Raw genomic sequence first — 17,337 nt, forward strand, 5'->3', positions numbered from 1 at the left:
AGGAGGTCAGCCCTTGACCGCGCCCGCCGTCAGCCCGCCGACCAGGTACCGCTGCAGGAACATGAACGCGGCGACGACCGGGAGCGAGACGACGAGGGAGGCGGCCATCAGGTCCGGCCAGGCGGTTTGGAACTCCCCGAGATAGGTGTGCACCAGCCCGGGCGGGAGGGTCTGCCGTTCGGGGTCGGTGAGGGTGAGGGCGAAGATGAAGTCGTTCCAGGCGCGGACGAAGGCGAACAGCCCGGCGGCGACCATGCCGGGCCCGGCCAGCGGCAGCACCACCGTGTGCAGGGTCCGCCACCGGGACGCCCCGTCGATGGAGGCGGCCTCCATCAGCGAGTCGGGCACCGTGTCGAAGATGCCCTTGAGCATCCAGACGCACAGCGGAAGCGTGAAGGTGGTGAACGACAGCACCAGGGCGGTGTAGCCGCCCAGCAGGCCGGTCGCGCTGAACACCGCGTACAGCGTGATCAGCAGCACCGCCTGCGGGAACATCTGCGAGGCCAGCACCAGGTGCATCAGCGAGCGCCGGCCCCGGTAGCGGAACTTGGAGAACGCGTACGCCATGTAGGCCGACACGACGACGCTGAGCGCGGCGGTGACCACCGAGACGATCACACTGTTGACCAGGTAGCGGAACAGGTGCTCGTTCTCGGCCAGCCGGGTGAAGTGGTCGAAGGTGATCTCGGTGGGGATCAGCGACGGCGGGAAGGAGAACGCCCGGTCGTCCGGGGTGAACGCGGTGGCGACCAGCCAGTAGACCGGCAGCATGCCGAACAGGCCGATGACGGTCACCGCGGTCCAGGCGGCCACCCGCGAGCGGGTCCGGTCCGGGCGGCGGTACCGCCTGCCCGTGGCCCCGCGGGACATCGAGGCGGACCTCGGCAGTGTGACGCTCATGCGTTCTCCTTCGTCTCCCGGCGCAGGTAGACCGCCACCAGGACGAGCAGCAGCAGCATCCACAGGCCGCCGAGCGCGGTGGCGTGCCCCAGGTCGAAGCCCTTGAAGGCGGTGTCGTAGACGGCGACCGCGAAGGTCTTGGTGGCCCCGGCCGGACCGCCGCCGGTGAGCACGTAGATGGTGTCGAAGTGCTGGAAGTTCCAGATGAACTCCAGCAGGAACACGATCCCGGCGATGCCCTTCATGTGCGGCACGGTGACCGAGCGGAACCTGCGGATCGCGCCCGCGCCGTCGACGGAGGCGGCCTCGTGCAGTTCCTTGGGCATCGTCTGCAGGCCGGCCAGCAGCATCACCATCATCCACGGGAAGCTGGCCCACGTCTTGGTCACGATCACCGCGATCATGGCCATGGTCGGTTCGCCCAGCCAGCTGACGCTCGCCTCGATCAGCCCGAGCTTCAGGAGCACGGCGTTGAGCACGCCGTAGTTCGCGTTGAAGATCCACAGCCAGAGGAAGGAGACCACGACACCGGGGATGACCCAGGGGAACAGGAAGATGCCCCGCAGGAAACCGCTGGCCCGGATGCCCGAGTTGAGCGCCAGGGCCAGCGCGTAACCGATCACGAACGGCGCCACGGTGGCGCCGACGGTGAAGACCAGGGTGTTGCGCAGCACCGGCCAGAAGTCGCCGCCGAGCAGGTCGGCGAAGTTGGCCAGGCCCACGAACGTGCGGCCCGGCCGCACGAGGCTCTGCTCGAAGAAGCCGGTGGCCAGCGCCGACACCAACGGGTAGACGATGATCGCGGCGAACAGGGCGAGGCCGGGAAGCATGAGCAGCCAGGCGAACTGCCCGTTGCTGAGCCCCCGCCCGGCGCCCGCCGCGCGCCTGGCGTCCGCGGCGTCCGCGGTGTTCACGGCGCTCACGACGCGCTCATCGCGAACGCGCTGACCGGGCCGACGTAGCCGAGCCCGATGCTGATCGAGTCGGCGGTCTCGATGACGGTGCTGGCCAGCTCGGCCTCCCGGGTCGCCAGGTCGATGGCCGACAGCGGGCCGGAGATGGAGATCGCGGCCACCACCGCGCCGGACCGGTCGCGGATCGGCGCCGCGACGCACGCCCGGCCGAAGGCCAGCTCCTCGACCTCCTTGGCGTAACCGCGGCTCAGCACGGCCGCCAGCTCCTCGTCCAGCCGGGCGTGCGTGGTGATGGTGTGCGCGGTGAAGGGCTGCATCGTCTCCTCCGGCACCAGTGCCCGCCGTTCCTCACCGCTGAGGGCCAGCAGCAGGCACTTGCCGATGCCCGTGGCGTACAGCGGCTTGCGCTGCCCGGTCAGCACGAACGGGCGGGGTGCCAGCCGGCCCTCGAAGTTCAGCAGGTAGAACAGCGAGTCGCCCTGGCGGATCGCCACGTTGACGCCCAGGCCGACGGAGGCGGCGAGTTCCTGCGCGACCTGACGGGCCTCGCGGTGCACCGGGTTCTGGTTGAGCGCGACCCCGCCGAGCGTGATCGGAGCGGTGCCCAACCGGTAGAGGCCGCTGATCGGGTCGCGCTCGACGAACTCCAGCGTCTCCAGTGTGGCCAGCAGTCGCGAGGCCGTGGACGTGCCCAGCCCGGTGGCCTTGGCGACGTCGGACACGCGCAGCTCGGGCCGGCCGGTCAGGAACGCGCGTAGAACGGAGATCGCCCGCTCCACGCTCTGATTGTTGCTCTGATCGGAAGCCACCCTGTCTCCATTGCAATTGATTTGCGGTATGTGGGATGGTTACGCACATGTTGCAAGGACGTCAACCCCCCATGAACCCGAAAATCACCGAGGTCGCCGCCTATCCGGTGAAGGTCACTCACCGGGAGGCCTACCTGGGGGCCCGCCAGGGGACGGCGCCGGGCACGCCGGCCGCGGACACCGGGGAAGCCGGGGGCGGCGGGGCCTCGGGGAGCGCCGGGGCCACCGGGAACAGCGGGAACAGCGGGAACAGCGGGAACACTGAAGACACCGCGTACTTCCTCCGCCCGCCCTGGCGCAGCCTCTACTCCGCTCGTTTCGAGACCCTGCTCGTCCGCATCACCTGTGACGACGGCACGGTGGGCTGGGGGGAGGCGCTGGCGCCCGTCGCACCCGAGGTGCCCGCCGCGATCGTCGAGCGGCTGCTCGCCCCCGTCCTCATCGGGCAGGACCCCACCCGGATACGCCCGCTCTGGGACCGGCTCTCCGGGCTCATGCGCGAGCGCGGCCACCTCGTCGGGCACCAGGCCGACGCGCTCGCCGCCGTCGACATCGCGCTGTGGGACCTGACCGGCCGGATCACCGGCCGCCCCGTCGCCGAGCTGATCGGCGGCGCCTTCCGCGACACCGTCCCCGTCTACGTCAGCGGCCTGCCCCGGCCCACCGACGCCGAGCGGGCCGAGCTGGCCCGCGACTGGGCCGCCCGGGGCGCCACCCTGGTCAAGCTCCACCTCGGCCACGGGGTCGAGGAGGACCTGGCCACCGTCGACGCCGTCGCCGCCTCCGGGCTGAAGGTCGCGGTCGACGCGCACTGGGTCTACGACGTCTCCCGGGCCGTCCGGCTCGCCCGCGGGCTGGCCGAACGCGGCGCGCTGTTCCTGGAGGCGCCGCTCGCCCCCGAGGACGTCGAGGGCCACCGCGAGCTCGTCCGCCGCGCCGAACTGCCCGTCGCGGTGGGGGAGTCGCTGCGCAACCGCTACGAGTTCGCCCACTGGCTCGGTCGCCGCGCGCTCGGCATCGCCCAGCCCGACGTGGCCCGCACCGGCATCACCGAGCTGCTGTCGGTGGCCGAGCTGGCCGCCGCCCACCACGTGCCGGTCGCCCCGCACCACTCCACCGGCCTGGGCGTCGCCCTGGCCGCGGGTGTGCACGTCAGCGCCGCCCTGGGCAACCTGGCCTTCTTCGAATACCAGCCCACCACCTGTGAGGTGGCGGGCGCGATCCTGCGTGAGCCGCTCCCGGGCGGCCCCGAGGGCTTCCCCGTCCCCACCGGTCCCGGCCTCGGCGTCGACGTCGACCTCGACGCCGTCCTGGCCCTGGCGGGCTGACCGCCGTGACCGGAACCAGCGCGTGCCGGCCACCGACGGCCCCGCACGCGCCGTGTCCGCCCAACGCGTCCTTCCTCCGGGGCCTGTCGGCCCGTCACCCGCGCCGCATCTCCCGTCCGTCTTCTCGTCAGGAGGCATGAAGTTGGTTCTCTCCGGATTGATCCCCATCCTCGCCACGCCCTTCACCGAGCAGGGCGAACTCGACCTGCCGAGCCTGCGGCGGCTGACCGAGTGGCAGCTCGCCTCCGGCGCCGACGGCGTCGCGATCTTCGGCATGGCCAGCGAGGGCTTCGCGCTGACCGGCCAGGACCGCGCGCGGATCCTCGCCGAGGTGCGGGACGCGGCGGGCGATGCCGTGCCCGTGGTGGCGGGAGTCGGGGCGACCAGCACGGTCACCGCGGTGGAACAGGCGCTCGCCGCGGCCGACGGCGGCGCGGACGCCCTCATGGTGCTCCCTCCCTACCTGGTCAAGCCCACCGGCGCGCAGCTCGTCGACTTCTACGGCGAGGTCGCCGAGCGGTCCGGGATCGACGTCATGGTGCAGGACGCGCCCGGTGCGACCGGAGTCGCCATGCCCGAGTCCCTGATCGTCGAGCTCAGCAAGCTCGGCGGCGTCACCTCGGTGAAGGTGGAGGCGCCGCCCACCGCACCCAAGGTCGGCGCCGTGGTGGGCGGCGTGGCCGGTGACTTCGCGGTGTTCGGCGGGCAGAACGCGCTGTTCTGCCTGGAGGAGTACGGACGTGGCGCCGTCGGCACCATGCCCGCCTGCGAATTCACCGACCTGCTCGCCCCGGTGCTCGCCGACTGGACCGCCGGGCGCCGCGCGGACGCCCTCGCCGCCTTCACCCGCCTGCTCCCGCTGATCCGCTTCGGCATGCAGCCGGGCATCGCCTGGGCGGTGCACAAGGAGATCCTCGTGCGCCGCGGCCTCATCGCCTCGGCCGCCGTCCGCTCCCCGGCCCGCCCCCTCGACGCGGGCAGCCTGGCCTTCCTCGACGACGTGCTCCAGGGCCTGTGGTGAGCGCTCCGGTCGGACCGCCCGCGGCCTCCGGGCCCCGGCCGGGTGGCCGTGCCGTGCTGCTGGCCGGGGGGAACTCGCCGATCGGGCTGGCCGTGGCCGCCGCGTTCACCGCGCGGGGCGACCGGGTCGTCGGCGTCGGTCTCACCCCCTGCGACGACCCCGCCTACCGGCGGTTCCTGGTGCGCGACTGTGCTCGCCCCGAGGAGGCCGCGGCCGCGGTCACCGAGACGGCGGACCTGCTCGGCGGGCTCGACGTGCTGGTGCCGGCCACGGCCGCGATGCCCGTGGCCCCGGTGACGGCCACCACCGACGAGCAGTGGCGGACCGCGATCGGGGCCACCCTCGACGCGGCCTTCCACCTGTGCCGGGAGAGTCTGCCCCGGATGGTCCCCGGCGGCGCCGTCGTCGCCGTCGGCTCCGTCAACTCCTTCCTCGCCGCCCCCGGCGTGCCCGCCTACGCCGCGGCCAAGGGCGGCCTGGACGCGCTCATGCGCCAGATCGCGCTGGAGTACGGTCCCGCGGGCATCCGCGTCAACACCGTGGCCCCCGGCATGATCGGCGGTGAGCACCTGGAGAACGCCGCCGAGGGCTACCCGCTCGGCCGCACCGGCACCCCGCAGGACGTCGCCGAGGCGGTGCTCTTCCTGGCCGGGGCCGCCTTCGTCACCGGGGTGACGCTGCCCGTCGACGGCGGCCTGTCCATCACCTCGCCCGCCGCCTACCTCCGCCCGGACCTGCGGGCGAGGTTCCTGTGATGTCCCCCGGTACGGCCCCGGACCCGGACGTGGACGCGGCGATCGACGTCGTCGGCGTCGGCGAGGCCATGGTGCTGATGCAGGCGGCCGACCTGGGCACGGACGACCGGTTCGAGGTGCACGTGGCCGGCGCGGAGCTGAACGTCTGCGCGGCGGTGGCCCGGCTCGGGCTGGCCGCGGCCTTCGCCTCGCGGGTCGGCGCCGACCCGCACGGCGAGCGGGTCCGCCGGGCGGCCGAAGCGCTCGGCATCGGCACCTCCCTGCTGCGCACCGACCCCGCCCGCCGGACGGGCGTGTTCTTCAAGGAGATCAGGGCCGACGGGGCACGTCGGGTGCACTACTACCGCGACGGCTCGGCGGCCTCCGCCATGGACGCCTCCGACGCCGCCGCGGTCCTGGCCGCGTCCCCCCGGGCGATCGTCGTCTCGGGCATCACCGCCGCCCTGGGCGAGGGCCCCGCGGAACTGGTCAGGACCCTCTGCCGGGCCACCGGCGCCCTCGTCGTGCTCGACCCGAACCTGCGGCCCGCGCTGCCCGTCCCCGACCTGCGTCCGCTGCTGCCGTACACCGGGTTGCTGGTGCTCGGCCAGGACGAGTCGCAGGCGCTGCTCGGTGAGACCGACCCCGGCCGGGTCTTCGCCGCGGCGCGGGAGGCCGGCGCCGGGGAGACGGTGCTCAAGGGCGGCCCGGACGGCGTCTGGTTCGCCGGCCCGGACGGGAGCCCCCGCCACCTGCCCAGCGCGGCCCGCACCGTCCGGGACCCCGTCGGAGCCGGCGACGCCTTCCTCGGCGGCTACCTCGCCGCACGCCTGTCGGGCGGCTCCCCCGAGGGCGCCGCCACTGTCGGCACCCTGCTGGCCGCCCGTGTCGTGGAGACCCCCGGGGACACGGCCGGACTGCCCCCGGCGGCCGAGGCCCGTACCCTGCTCGCCCGGTGCGTCACGGCGGCGGGAACGGGCTGAGCGCGGGGCGTACCGGCGTGGTGCGCGAGCCCCGCGCCGGTGCCCTAGACGGCTCCGGAGGCGGCCGGAGGGAGCGGTGCCGGTGAGGTCGCGAGCCGCGGCGGCAGCGGGGGCGCCGGGGCGAGACGGGTGAGAACCGGCATGGCACGGTAGGCGTACAGGGGGTCGACCGGTAGCACGTGGCGCCCCCACCACTGGGCTACCTCAGGTCGCGGAGAGGGATCGGTGAAGTCGGGAAGGTAGCGGTCGTAGGGCGGGTCGTACAGGTAGCCGGTGGCGATCCCGTGCCGCTCCAGCACGGCGATGGCCGCGTCCCGGCCGGAGACCAGCAGCGGCACCCGGAACAACGGCTGGTCCAGATGGCCGCGGACACCCGGCGCGACCGTGGGCAGTGTGGCCAGCGTCGCCACCCCGGCGATCCGCCGCGACCGCTGCCGGGGGAGCACCCGCAGCCGCCGCGCCTGGTACCAGCGGGACAGGTGACCGCGTCTGGCGCGGTAGTCGTGCAGGTCCGCCCGGACCCAGGAGTCGAACAGGGGCAGGCTCGGCGCGTCGCTCAACGCCGTGAGCAGGTCATGGGGTCGTGAGGCGATCCGGTAGCCCTCGCGCTCCTCCTCCATCCCCAGGGCACGCATCGCGCGCAGCGCGGGCCTGACCATGTTCAGGCGCAGCGCGGCGTGCCGGGCCGCCGAGGTCAGCACGGTGTAGACCTCTTTCCTGAAGGCGCCGGGCTCCAGCAGCCGGTCCCGGTCGCGTTCCAGTGCGCGCAGGTCCGACCGGTGCTCGACCGCGAGCACGCCGCCGGAACCGGCGCCCGCGTGTTTGGACAGGCTGAACACCCCGGCCACTCCGAAGGTGCCCAGCGGCCTGCCGTCGACGGTCGTCTCGATCGCGTGCGCGACGTCCTCGATCAGAAGCTTTCCGGCGAACGCCGCGACCCGGTCCGGCAGGCCGTACAGGTTGGTGGTGAGCACGGCGTCGACCGTGCCCAGGTCGACGCCGTCGACGTCGATGTTCCCGTCGTCGGGGTGGAGCGGTGCGATGACCGGGCGTAGCCCGGCGGCGAGCACGAGGAAAAGGATCTCATCGGCGGAGAGGGGGGACATCAGCAGCCGCTGCCCGGGATGGCACCAGTGCCGCAGAGCCAGATACAGGCCCAGACGGTTGGAGGGCAGCGGGAGGCAGAAGCGACCTGTCCTGTTCGCCACAATGTGCTCAGGAGTCACCGGAGATCGTCTATCACGTCGGTTGTTGTCACGGCAAGCCCGACATGACAGCACAAGGGGATATGGGCGGTTGAAACGGCGCCGCCGGGCCACGTACGGTGGCCCGGCGGCGCCATGATCCAGGAGGCGTGTTCACCCGGGTGGCGAGACGGGCTCGGTGACCCGGCGGTGACACGCGGCGGTGAACGGCGAGATCGGGTGCGGGTGCGGGGGGACGGGCGACGCGGTCGCCGCGAGCCGCCGCGAGGTGGCCGGCGGTTACCCGGCGGCCTTCTCGGACGCCCTGCCCTGCTTGACGACCTTGCGGATCTCCGGCAGGAGCAATAGCGCGACCAGGGACTGGCTGCCGAGCATCGCGTAACCCACCCCGGCGATGCCGGTGAACGGGAAGATCACCACGATGGAACCGAGGACCAGCACCGCCAGGCCGATCTGGACGATCGCCAGCTTGCGGGCCTCGCTCCGGGCGCGCAGCATGCTGAGCGAGATCTCGATCACCGCCTGGGGCAGCACGGCCAGCGCCATCAGGCGCAGCAGCGGGACGCCCGCCTCGGCGAACCCGGGACCGTAGATCCCCAGGATCAGCGGTGCCCCGATGATGACCACCGCGGCGACCGGCACGAGGACCAGGAACGTGCGGCGCAGCGCGTTGAGCACACTCTGCGCCAGTTGGGCGGCGTTGAAGGAGCCCTCGACGGTCAGCGAGACCGCCATGTTGGCCGCCAGCAGCCCGAGCATCGAGCCGAGCGTGTGCGCGATCGAGAAGTAGCCGAACGTCGCCGGGTCGTTGAGCCAGGCCGCGACCATGACCGGCACCAGGAAGAGGATCAGCAGGATGGAGAACGCGCCGGGGAAGTCCCCGGCCAGGAAGCGGCCGACCTCGCGCAGGCGCGGCGGGTTCGTCGCGCTCTCCTCGGTGTTCTTGACGTGCTTGGGGACGATGACACCGAAGATGAGCCAGTTGATCGGGATCAGCGCCATGGCCGTCGGCACGATCCACGAGACGAAGATCCCGCCGAAGAGGCCGCCGTCGGGCAGTGCGGCGGCCAGCGCGACGAGCATCGCCATCTTGACCAGGCCGAAGGCCAGGCTGTTGACCGGCACCCATACGGCGTGGCGTAGCCCGGCCAGCGTCACGTCCTGGAGGGTGAAGATCGTCCAGACGAGCACCGAGACGAGGAAGAACAGCCCCGGGCCGATCCCCCGCAGGCCCGCGTACGCCTCTCCCCACAGCGGCAGGGTCAGCAGGAAGCCGAGCGTCGCCGCCACGGCGGCCGCCCCGGCGATCGCGTAACCGCGCAGCACGAACTCGGCGGTGCGCCGCCCGGCCACCGGGATGAACCTGGCCAGGGCGCCGGTGAACGCCAGACCGGTCAGGGAGGAGAACAACCGCATCGCGGTGATGGTGGCCTGCCCCTCGCCGAACGCCGCGGGGGAGTAGAGGTGGGTGGCGAGGAGCCAGTAACCGAGGCCGAGCACGGCGGTGATCGCCGTGTTGGTCATCAGCGCGTATCCCTGGAGGAACAGCGGGTTCCTCAGGTCCCTGCGCAGGCGGGCCACAAGGCCAGTTGCCCGGTCTTCGGTCGCTGTCTGGCTCATCGCCCGGTCGCCTCCGTCGTGCGTCGTGTCGTCATCATCGGCCGGAGCGCTTGCGCCGGCCTTGCCGACGGCTGTCTCGAGGCCGATGCCCGCCCGCGTCCGGGCCTGTGCCGCGTGTGCCGGGCCGTCCTCGCCTCCGGGTGGCGTTCGTGGCCCGGTGTCCTCCTCGTTCACCACGCGGGCCCGGCCGGGAGTCCGCCGGACGCCGGGCCGCCGTCTTCCGCGACCGGTTCGTACGGGTGCGGGAACCCGGCTGGGGGATGTGCTCCCGGATCCCGTCTCCGGCGGGGAAACCGGACGGCCGGTGGGGGACACCTGAGAAACAGCACGTTAATCATGATGCCGCAGTTTCAGGTGAGCCGTGCCCGGGATATGGGGGGAGTCATCATGGTATGCGGATCACCACCGTGCGGCTCGCCATCATGCGGTATGGGTCCGCGGCGGACGCGCACGGGGCACGGAACACCTCCGGAACGGGTCCGCGGCGGACGCGCACGGGGCACGGAACACCTCCGGAACGGGTTTGGCGCGGCCCGTGGGAATCCCCCGGGGATCCCTCCGACGTCATGGCGTCGGAGTCGTACGCCGGCGAGATCCTGACCGGAGGCCGCGAGGGTCCTGCCGCGTCCACGACGATCCCGCTGGACCGGGAGGGCGGTGGGAGGAAAGAAGGAAACCATGAGATCGAACCGATCGACCTGAACGGTGACGGCCGGGTGGAGTCCGTCACGGCCGGCGACAGCGGGGCAGGGAAGCCGGGAAGGCCGGGAAGGAGGTCCTGCGCATCCGGGCGGGCGAACGGAAGCGCACACTGGAGTTCGGCCGGTGACGTCGGCATCGGGTACGCCAAGCCCGAGGACTTCGGGTACGGCGCCGCCTGGGCCGCGTTCACCCGATGAGCGGAGTCCCGGGCCGCTCGCGCGGTGGCGCGGCCCCGCCGTGCGCCGCGTCCGGCCGGACCCGCGCCGTGGTCCCGCCACGGGGCGCCGTGGTGCTCACGGCCGGCTGCGGTGTCGTGGCGTCCGGCGGGGAGTGGGGATCCGGGCCTCCGCCCCCCGCAGACCCCTACCGCGTTTTCGCAGGCTCAGCCTTGGCCATGCTGGGGTCGCCCGCCGCGAAGGCCGCCGCGACCTTTCCGCCGATGCGTCCGCGCTCGCTCACCTCGATCCCGTGTGCTTTCGCCCACGCCCGGATCTCCGCGCTGCGCTCCCGGTTGGCGGCCCCCTTCGACCTGCCCTTACGGGATGTCGCCGAACCCGCCTTGCGGGCGGCGGACTGGAACGGCCGGAGCGCCTCACGGAGCTTGGAGGCGTTCTTCGCGCTCAGGTCGATCTCGTAGCTGGTGCCGTCGAGGCCGAACGAGACCGTCTCGTCCGCCTGCTTCCCGGTGATGTCGTCGGTGAACGTGACGACTTGCTGACGTGCCATTGTGTCGCTCCCTAATCGCGGTGCCAGAGTGTGCGGCTGCGAACCGGCCGACGACGGCTTCAACGTCTTCTCCCGGCGACTAAAACTCTAGCCCTTCCTTTCACCGCCGCGCACATGAAACCCGCGTCCGCCGGAGATCCACCCTCCGGGTGAATTGCTTAAGACCGGGACGATGTCTCCCGTTGTCATTGGGAATTGCTTCCCGTCTGCGGAGATTAAAAACGAAGGGTCGTCGAACGAGGCCCGTGTCTTGTGCACAGAGATGACCGTGATACCCGTGGTGGGTTTTCCGGACGATGGCGGGCGGACGCTTTGGAGTTTCATGACCTTCAGGTGGATTCCGCGCACCGCGGAGAAAATCGGCCCCCGCGGTCCGGGATCGCCCGTGTCCGCCGCGCAGCCGTCCGCTGGCCGGGCACGGCTCGGTCACCTCCCCCCGGCCGGCGGCCTTCCGGTGACAGGAGACGGCTTTTCCGCAGGTGAGGTGATGGTGACCGGCGGAGGCCGGTCGGTGGGCGGCTGCCCGGTCCGGGCGGTGCCCCGCGACGCCACCCGCGGTCGCCGCCCACGCCGGGCCGCGGGTCCCCGCGTAATTCACACGTTCCGGCTTCCGTCCAGGAACGCGTCCCGGCATTCCGGGTGACAAATGACGTGACCATGGTCCAAAATGTGCTCCGCCGGGTCTCGGCTTTGTCCGTGCGGTGGGCCGCCGGCCTTCGGGGGGAGCCCTCGGCGCGCAGCGGGGCGGTCATCCCGGGGCGCCTCGACGTACCCCGGGGCGAGCAAGTCCCGTCTCGCCGCACCGGCGATTACGATCGTCCTGTATTGTGCGGGCACTATGTTCCGGCGGTTCTTTGCGCGGGGGCCGCCGATGATTGGCCCGTTCCACCGGGCCGCGGATCGACCGGTGTTCTTGGAATTGTCGGTGCGGAGCCGGGAGACCCGGTGTGGAATACGCCGCGCGGGTCCGGCGGACGCGGGGAGAGACGCCGCCGGTCGCCGGGGCTGCCGTCGGCGCGGCGGCCGGCCGGATCCGCCGGCGTTCCGCGTTTTGTCGGTAGTGATCCCTACCGTCCGGCGCATGACAAGTGCAGTGCAGGCGTACGCCTACGCAGGCCCCTCCACCCTCTCCGGCGGCCGTCTCGGGCTGTCCACCTCCGGCGGCCGGACGTCCACCGGCTTCCTCGACCACCCGCGGTTCTTCAGCGGCCTGCTCATCCAGGCCGCTCCCGCGGCGGCGGGGCTGCTGGCCGTCGCCGATGTCGCGCTGGCGCGCTACCACCGGCCGCAGCCCGGATTCACCCGTGACCCCGTCGTGACCTGTGGCGGCGACCGGCTCCGGTTCGAGTCGTTCTCCGCCTGCGGCGGCGTCTACTCCCGGCTGGACGTGCTGGGCCCCGCCCTCGACGGTGAGGTGTTCGACCGGGGCACCACGAACGTGGATGTCAACAACCCGCTCCGTGAGGCGCTGGCCAGAGTCGGCGGACGCGACCCGCTGCACGTCGGGGTCGGCCCCGACGAACTCACCGTGACCACTCTCGACGGCGCGGTGGTGGAGAAGAAGGTGCCGCTGCCCAGCCGGTGGCTGCGCGGCTTCGCCGAGGTCCAGGTGATCGCCGCCGGGTTCGACCTGCGCGCCGAGCTGGCCGGGCCGCAGGCCGTCCGGTTCCTGCGCGGGCTGCCCAGGAGAGCCGCCGCCGAGGTGTGGGCCGTCCCCGCAGGGCAGGAGCTGCGGCTGTCGGAGCAGGCCCTGCCGGGCGCCGTCCACCTCGCCGGGGTCGGGCGGCTGGCGACGATGATGCCGCTGCTCCGCTTCGCGAAGGCACTGCGCGTCTACGGGCCGGCGGACGGCTCCGGAGCCTGCGCCTGGGAGCTGGAGCTGCCCGGCATGCGCTACACCCTCGTCCTGTCCCCGCAGACCTGGCGCGGTTTCTCCGGGGAGGGAGCCGTCCTCGACGACCTGTCCGGCGACCGGGTGGCCGAGGACGCCGACCTGGTCGGTGTGTTGCTCGACTTCGAGCCCACCCTGGAACTCGGCGTGCTCGCCGAGCGCTCCGGGCTCTCCCCGCAGCGGGTCCGGGCCGCGCTCACCCAGCTCGGCACGGCCGGCCGGGTCGGCTACGACCTCGCCGAGGCCGCCCACTTCCACCGCGAGCTGCCCTACGACCGCGACCACGTGGCCGCGCTGAACCCCAGGCTCACCTCCGCCCGCACCCTGGTCACCGCGGGCGCCGTCCGGATGACCGGCCCCGACTCCGCGGAGGTCACCACCGGCGGCGGCGTCCGCCTCGTCCGGCTGGCGGACGGCTCGTGCACCTGCCCGTGGTGGTACGACCACCGCGGTTCGAGAGGCCCCTGCAAGCACGTGCTCGCCGCCAGGATCCTCACCCGGGAGAACGCCCGATGAGCGTCTGGGACGAGGTGCGTGCTCTCATCACCACCCGCGACATCGACCGCCTGACGGCTCGGATGGCCGTGCTCGACGACACCGGGCGGAAGGAAGTCGCCCGGGAGCTTCCCGGATACCTCAAGCTGTTGCGCCGCAGGCACGCCGCGTCCTCCCCCTGGGAGAGGGGGGTGGGCGACTGGGCCGAACCCATGCGGGTGGCCGGCGCGGGTTCGCTCGGCGGTGCGGCCGCCGTGGCGGCCTGGGTCGGCCGGCGTGACTTCGCGCCTTTCGAGGGGGAGACGCCCGGTGACACCGAGGCGCTCGTCACGGTGATCTCTGCGCGGGAACCGCACTGGCAGGCCGACCTGGTCACCCGGCTCGTGCTCCGGATCCGCGACCGGCGCTCCCCGGGGCTGCCGCTGGCCCTGGCCCTGCTCCGCCGTACCGGGGTGACGCCGCCCGAACACGACCCACTCGTGGTGGGCTGGGTCTCCACACCCCCCGGCGTGCGCCGGCTCCGTGAGGATCCGCTCCTCGACGTGCTGCTGCCGAGGATCTTCGAGGCACAGGGCGTCGGCCTGGCCCTGCGTGAGGAGCGGAGCAATCCGCCGCGCGCCGGCTCGTGGCTCGGCGCGCTGGCCACGCTCAGCGGCGAGGGCAGGATCTCCCGCGAGATGTTGCTGGACGGCTGCGTCCGCCGCTTCCTGCTCGGGGGAGACGCCCGGGAGCTGAGGTTCTTCGCCCGGCTCCACGAACTGCTCAGGCCCTCCTCCGCCGAGGTGGGGTCACGTGCCCGCGACTACCTGCGTCTGCTGCCGACGGCGCCGGGACCGGTCGCCGACCTGTCACTGAGGCACCTGCGCCGCCTCGACTCCCCCGACACCCCGCTCGACCCGGCCGACGTGGCCGAGGCGCTCTGCGGCCTGCTGTTCCGCGCCGAAGGCGGGCTGGTGCGGGCCGGGCTCACCTGGCTGGACCGGATCCTGCGGGAGCGGCCGGAACGGGCCGACGAGCTCGCCCCCGCCCTGGCCTCGGCACTCGGCCACGAGACGTACGCCGTGCAGGAGCGGGCGGTGCGCGTGGCCGTCAAGTACGCCGCCCACCTCTCCCCGCTCGGTACCGAGCCCCTGCGGGCGACGCTCCCCGGGCTCCCGCCGGACCTGGGACGGCGGCTGGCCAAGGTGACCGGAGGAGAGGTGGGACCGGAGCCCGAACCCGAGGTGTTCGTCCCGCCGGAGCTCCCCGCGCCGGAGCCGCCGGCGCCGTTCCCCCCTCTCCCCGGCACGGTCGCCGAGTTCGTGAGCATGGGCCGGGCCTCCACCTGGCAGGCGGCGGAGATCTGGCTGGCGGGTTTCGTCCGGTTCGCGGCAGAGGACCGCGAGGCACTGTGCGCGGCGCTCTCCGGGCGGGCCCACCGGCCCTCCGGCTTCCACACCCGTGAGGACTGGTACTGGGCCGAGGACTGGTTCGCCGCGATGGCGGCGGAGCTGGTCCACCGGGGTACGGACTCCCGGCCACCGGTCGGCGAGCCCCCGGTCTCCGCTCCCGGCGAGGTGCGGCGCGATGCCGCGATCGGCGCCGGCGACGCGGACGGCGGGGGGCCGTCCTTCGGTGACCTGCTCGCCGGGATGCGTGACAGCGTCCTCAACTGGGTCATGGGACTCGCCGGGGGCGTCGCCGTGCCCGACCGGCTGCCCGGGGAGAAGGCGGTCTCCCCGCCGCACCGTTTCCTGCTACGCCGGTACGCCGAGGTCCTCGCCGCGCTCAAGGCGGACACGCTCCCGCCGGTCCTGCTCGCCACGCCGACCCACGACACGGGTCACCTCGACCCGGCCGACCTCGTGGCCCGGCTGGAGGCCGTCGAGGCCGCCGGGGCCGAACCACCGGCCGCCGACCTCCAGCAGGCGCTGCTCCGGCTGCCGAGGGCCGCGGACCCCGAGGTCGTCGCCCGAGCCGGCAGGCTCACCTCGGAGGCCGGCCGCCGCGCGGCGCGCCGGCTGGCGGAGGGGCCGGTCGATCCGGAGGCGGCGGTCCGCTGGAAGTACACGGAGGGCATGATCGAGCACTACGCCGACGAGCGGGAACCGCGCGCGGCCTCCCGGGCGAGACCCGTCTCCCGGCTCACCGTGGAGCCGGCCGGGCTGACCTTCGACGGGTTGCTGGGCGAGGTCTCCGACCGCGACCGGGGAGAACACGGCGGCTACCTCGACTGGTGGCCCGCCCTCCTGCCCTCGCACCGCGACGTGGTCGCCGCCCACTACCTCCCGTACCTGCTCCACTCGTGGGAACGCCCCCAGGTCCGCCCGGACCACGTCGCGAGGCTCGCCGCGTCCGACGGCCCGGCGGGTGAACCCCTCGCGCTGCTGCTCGCCTTCTTCCTGGCCCGGCGTGACCAGGCCGAAGGCGTGCGGCTCCTGCTGTCGATGGCGGCCCGGGGCGACCTGCCCGCCGCCGAGCTGGGCAGGCAGCTCACCCTGCTCGTCGAGTACACCTCGGCGAGCCTCTCGCACGCGACGACCGGGCTGGAGGAGGCGGCCCGGCGGGGCGCCCACCGGGAGGTCTGGGAGGTGATCCGGGAGGCGTTGCCCCACCTGCTGCCGGAGCCGGGCGGGCGACCGGCCCCCGGTGTGACCGACCTCGTCGCCCTGGGCGTCACCGTCGCCGGCCGGGCCGGGGCCCGCGGCGAGATCGCCGCGCTCGCTTCGGCGGCGGCGCGCCGGTCATCGAGCCGGTTCACCCGTGAGTGCCGCCGCCTGCACGACCTGCTGGCGCGGCCCTGACCGCCGCCGGGCGCCGGTCCGCCGGTACGGCGGCCCGGCTGGACGGCCCCGTCACAGGTAGGCCCGGCCGGACGGCTCCGTCACAGGTACAGGCCGGTGTTCTCGGTGGCGGTGGTGAGACCCACGACGCCCTCACGCAGGGCGAACAGCTCGGCGAGGGTGGCGCCTGAGGGGGAGACGCCCTCGGAGGTGCCCAGCCAGCGGGCGGCCTCGTCGTAGGGGAGGCGGCCCACCTCGATCTGGGCCAGACAGCGGCCGGGCCGTACCACCGCGGGATGCAGACGCGCCAGGTCCTCATTGGTGGTGATGGCGACCAGCACGTCGCGGCCCTGGCCGAGCAGTCCGTCGGTGAGATTGAGCAACCGGGACAGGCCCTGCCCGGTCGTCTCCTTGGCCCCGGCCCTGATCAGCTCGTCACAGTCCTCCAGCACCAGCAGGCGCCACTTCTTGTCGTCGTCGTCCGTGCCGACCGCGACCTCCATGAGGTAACCGGGCGAGCCGAACAGCAGTTCCGGGTCGAGTACGCAGTCGACCTGGCACCACGACCGCCACTCGTGGGCCAGCGTCCGCAGCAGCGTCGTCTTACCGGTGCCCGGCGGGCCGTGCAGCAGGATCAGCCTGCCGTGCACGTCGGCGGGGGTGATCGACATCAGGCGGGTCAGCGGGGACTCCAGGGCCGCCGCGTAGTTGCCGCTCACCTCCCGCCACGGGGAGGCCGTGATCGGTTTCTCCGAGCGGCGGCTGCCGTGGGCTCCGTACCACCAGAAACCCATCTCGACGTGGTCGTTCTCCGGGGCCGGCTCCTCGACGTCCTTGGTGACCTCCTCGATCACCGAGCGGGCCAGCTCCTCGTCGACCGCCGTCACGATGACCGTGGCGGCGCGGTTGCGGTAGCGGATCACGCGCAGGGTCCAGCCCTCGCCGCACACCAGCCGCGCCTCCCGGCCGTCTTCGGCCGCGACCCGGACGACCTGTCCGGTGGCGGGGATCAGCGAGGCGTCGGGGCGGACCCGTTCCAGGGTCGCGGTGCGGGACCAGGGCTGGGATCCGGTGGCGAACGGCGACAGCGCCAGCGCGTCGATCACGTCGACCGCCGAGTCGCCGTCGTCGAGCCAGATGTTCATCGGGAGCTCGTCCGGACGAGGCTCGGAAGTGAAGTGGACCTCCTTGATTACGGACATGCCGGTAATGATCCTCCATGCCGCTTCCCCGGTCGACGGGTTTTG

General features: G+C 73.1%; 14 protein-coding genes. 7 read left to right on the forward strand and 7 right to left on the reverse strand.

Going from position 1 to position 17,337, the window contains the following annotated elements:
* Positions 1-6: 6 nt before the first annotated feature.
* The 3 genes from F4562_RS29040 to F4562_RS29050 are packed head-to-tail and all read right to left on the reverse strand — an operon-like array spanning position 7 to position 2,623.
* The gene (locus tag F4562_RS29040; protein WP_184548046.1) at positions 7-900 is read right to left on the reverse strand and encodes a carbohydrate ABC transporter permease; all 894 of its coding nucleotides are present in this window, start codon (positions 898-900) and stop codon (positions 7-9) included.
* Positions 897-1,823 carry a carbohydrate ABC transporter permease gene (locus F4562_RS29045; RefSeq protein ID WP_221207869.1) on the reverse strand — a complete coding sequence of 309 codons (927 nt, stop codon included), beginning with the start codon at positions 1,821-1,823 and terminating at the stop codon, positions 897-899. The genes F4562_RS29040 and F4562_RS29045 overlap by 4 nt, the downstream gene beginning before the upstream one ends.
* Positions 1,820-2,623 carry an IclR family transcriptional regulator gene (locus tag F4562_RS29050; protein ID WP_184548044.1) on the reverse strand — a complete coding sequence of 268 codons (804 nt, stop codon included), beginning with the start codon at positions 2,621-2,623 and terminating at the stop codon, positions 1,820-1,822. Before F4562_RS29050 ends, F4562_RS29045 begins: the two co-directional genes overlap by 4 nt.
* Positions 2,624-2,694: 71 nt before the next feature.
* On the opposite strand from F4562_RS29050, the gene F4562_RS29055 reads away from it, so the two are divergent.
* From F4562_RS29055 to F4562_RS29070, 4 genes are all read left to right on the forward strand, one after another.
* Positions 2,695-3,951, forward strand: a complete 1,257-nt coding sequence (locus F4562_RS29055) for a mandelate racemase/muconate lactonizing enzyme family protein (protein ID WP_184548042.1) — start codon at positions 2,695-2,697, stop codon at positions 3,949-3,951.
* Between the two features lie 136 nt (positions 3,952-4,087).
* Positions 4,088-4,972: a dihydrodipicolinate synthase family protein gene (locus F4562_RS29060; RefSeq protein WP_184548040.1), complete on the forward strand. Its 885-nt coding sequence runs from the start codon at positions 4,088-4,090 to the stop codon at positions 4,970-4,972.
* Positions 4,969-5,727, forward strand: coding sequence for an SDR family NAD(P)-dependent oxidoreductase (locus F4562_RS29065; protein WP_221207868.1), 759 nt, complete (start codon positions 4,969-4,971; stop codon positions 5,725-5,727). Before F4562_RS29060 ends, F4562_RS29065 begins: the two co-directional genes overlap by 4 nt.
* On the forward strand, positions 5,727-6,689 hold the full coding sequence (locus F4562_RS29070) for a sugar kinase (protein ID WP_184548036.1): 963 nt from the start codon (positions 5,727-5,729) through the stop codon (positions 6,687-6,689). Before F4562_RS29065 ends, F4562_RS29070 begins: the two co-directional genes overlap by 1 nt.
* A gap of 44 nt (positions 6,690-6,733) precedes the next feature.
* On the opposite strand, the gene F4562_RS29075 is transcribed toward F4562_RS29070, so the two are convergent.
* Together F4562_RS29075 and F4562_RS29080 are read right to left on the reverse strand one after the other, a co-directional pair.
* Positions 6,734-7,915 carry a DegT/DnrJ/EryC1/StrS family aminotransferase gene (locus F4562_RS29075; RefSeq protein WP_221207867.1) on the reverse strand — a complete coding sequence of 394 codons (1,182 nt, stop codon included), beginning with the start codon at positions 7,913-7,915 and terminating at the stop codon, positions 6,734-6,736.
* Between the two features lie 258 nt (positions 7,916-8,173).
* Positions 8,174-9,514, reverse strand: a complete 1,341-nt coding sequence (locus tag F4562_RS29080; RefSeq protein ID WP_184548033.1) for a lipopolysaccharide biosynthesis protein — start codon at positions 9,512-9,514, stop codon at positions 8,174-8,176.
* A gap of 566 nt (positions 9,515-10,080) precedes the next feature.
* On the opposite strand from F4562_RS29080, the gene F4562_RS29085 reads away from it, so the two are divergent.
* Complete coding sequence (locus tag F4562_RS29085) at positions 10,081-10,413, forward strand: hypothetical protein (protein ID WP_184548032.1); 333 nt, start codon at positions 10,081-10,083, stop codon at positions 10,411-10,413.
* A 166-nt stretch (positions 10,414-10,579) separates the two neighbouring features.
* On the opposite strand, the gene F4562_RS29090 is transcribed toward F4562_RS29085, so the two are convergent.
* A complete protein-coding gene (locus F4562_RS29090; protein ID WP_184548030.1) occupies positions 10,580-10,942 on the reverse strand; it encodes a histone-like nucleoid-structuring protein Lsr2 in 363 nt (120 codons plus the stop codon).
* A 1,081-nt stretch (positions 10,943-12,023) separates the two neighbouring features.
* Here F4562_RS29090 and F4562_RS29095 point away from each other — a divergent pair.
* Together F4562_RS29095 and F4562_RS29100 are read left to right on the forward strand one after the other, a co-directional pair.
* Entirely contained in the window at positions 12,024-13,349 is a 1,326-nt protein-coding gene (locus F4562_RS29095; protein ID WP_184548028.1) for an SWIM zinc finger family protein, read from the forward strand.
* Positions 13,346-16,111: a DUF7824 domain-containing protein gene (locus F4562_RS29100; RefSeq protein ID WP_184548026.1), complete on the forward strand. Its 2,766-nt coding sequence runs from the start codon at positions 13,346-13,348 to the stop codon at positions 16,109-16,111. The genes F4562_RS29095 and F4562_RS29100 overlap by 4 nt, the downstream gene beginning before the upstream one ends.
* 80 nt (positions 16,112-16,191) lie before the next feature.
* On the opposite strand, the gene F4562_RS29105 is transcribed toward F4562_RS29100, so the two are convergent.
* Positions 16,192-17,292, reverse strand: a complete 1,101-nt coding sequence (locus F4562_RS29105) for a DUF5925 domain-containing protein (protein WP_221207866.1) — start codon at positions 17,290-17,292, stop codon at positions 16,192-16,194.
* Between the last annotated feature and the right edge of the window lie 45 nt (positions 17,293-17,337).

The organism is Streptosporangium becharense, assembly GCF_014204985.1.
Taxonomy (GTDB): Bacteria; Actinomycetota; Actinomycetes; order Streptosporangiales; family Streptosporangiaceae; genus Streptosporangium; species Streptosporangium becharense.

What these genes read in the sequence shown, in the direction of transcription:
- F4562_RS29040 (WP_184548046.1), bottom strand. Translation starts at nt 900, where the DNA reads ATGAGCGTCACACTGCCGAGGTCCGCCTCGATGTCCCGCGGGGCCACG.
- F4562_RS29055 (WP_184548042.1), top strand. Translation starts at nt 2,695, where the DNA reads ATGAACCCGAAAATCACCGAGGTCGCCGCCTATCCGGTGAAGGTCACT.
- F4562_RS29060 (WP_184548040.1), top strand. Translation starts at nt 4,088, where the DNA reads ATGAAGTTGGTTCTCTCCGGATTGATCCCCATCCTCGCCACGCCCTTC.
- F4562_RS29070 (WP_184548036.1), top strand. Translation starts at nt 5,727, where the DNA reads ATGTCCCCCGGTACGGCCCCGGACCCGGACGTGGACGCGGCGATCGAC.
- F4562_RS29080 (WP_184548033.1), bottom strand. Translation starts at nt 9,514, where the DNA reads ATGAGCCAGACAGCGACCGAAGACCGGGCAACTGGCCTTGTGGCCCGC.
- F4562_RS29085 (WP_184548032.1), top strand. Translation starts at nt 10,081, where the DNA reads ATGGCGTCGGAGTCGTACGCCGGCGAGATCCTGACCGGAGGCCGCGAG.
- F4562_RS29090 (WP_184548030.1), bottom strand. Translation starts at nt 10,942, where the DNA reads ATGGCACGTCAGCAAGTCGTCACGTTCACCGACGACATCACCGGGAAG.
- F4562_RS29095 (WP_184548028.1), top strand. Translation starts at nt 12,024, where the DNA reads ATGACAAGTGCAGTGCAGGCGTACGCCTACGCAGGCCCCTCCACCCTC.
- F4562_RS29100 (WP_184548026.1), top strand. Translation starts at nt 13,346, where the DNA reads ATGAGCGTCTGGGACGAGGTGCGTGCTCTCATCACCACCCGCGACATC.
- F4562_RS29105 (WP_221207866.1), bottom strand. Translation starts at nt 17,292, where the DNA reads ATGTCCGTAATCAAGGAGGTCCACTTCACTTCCGAGCCTCGTCCGGAC.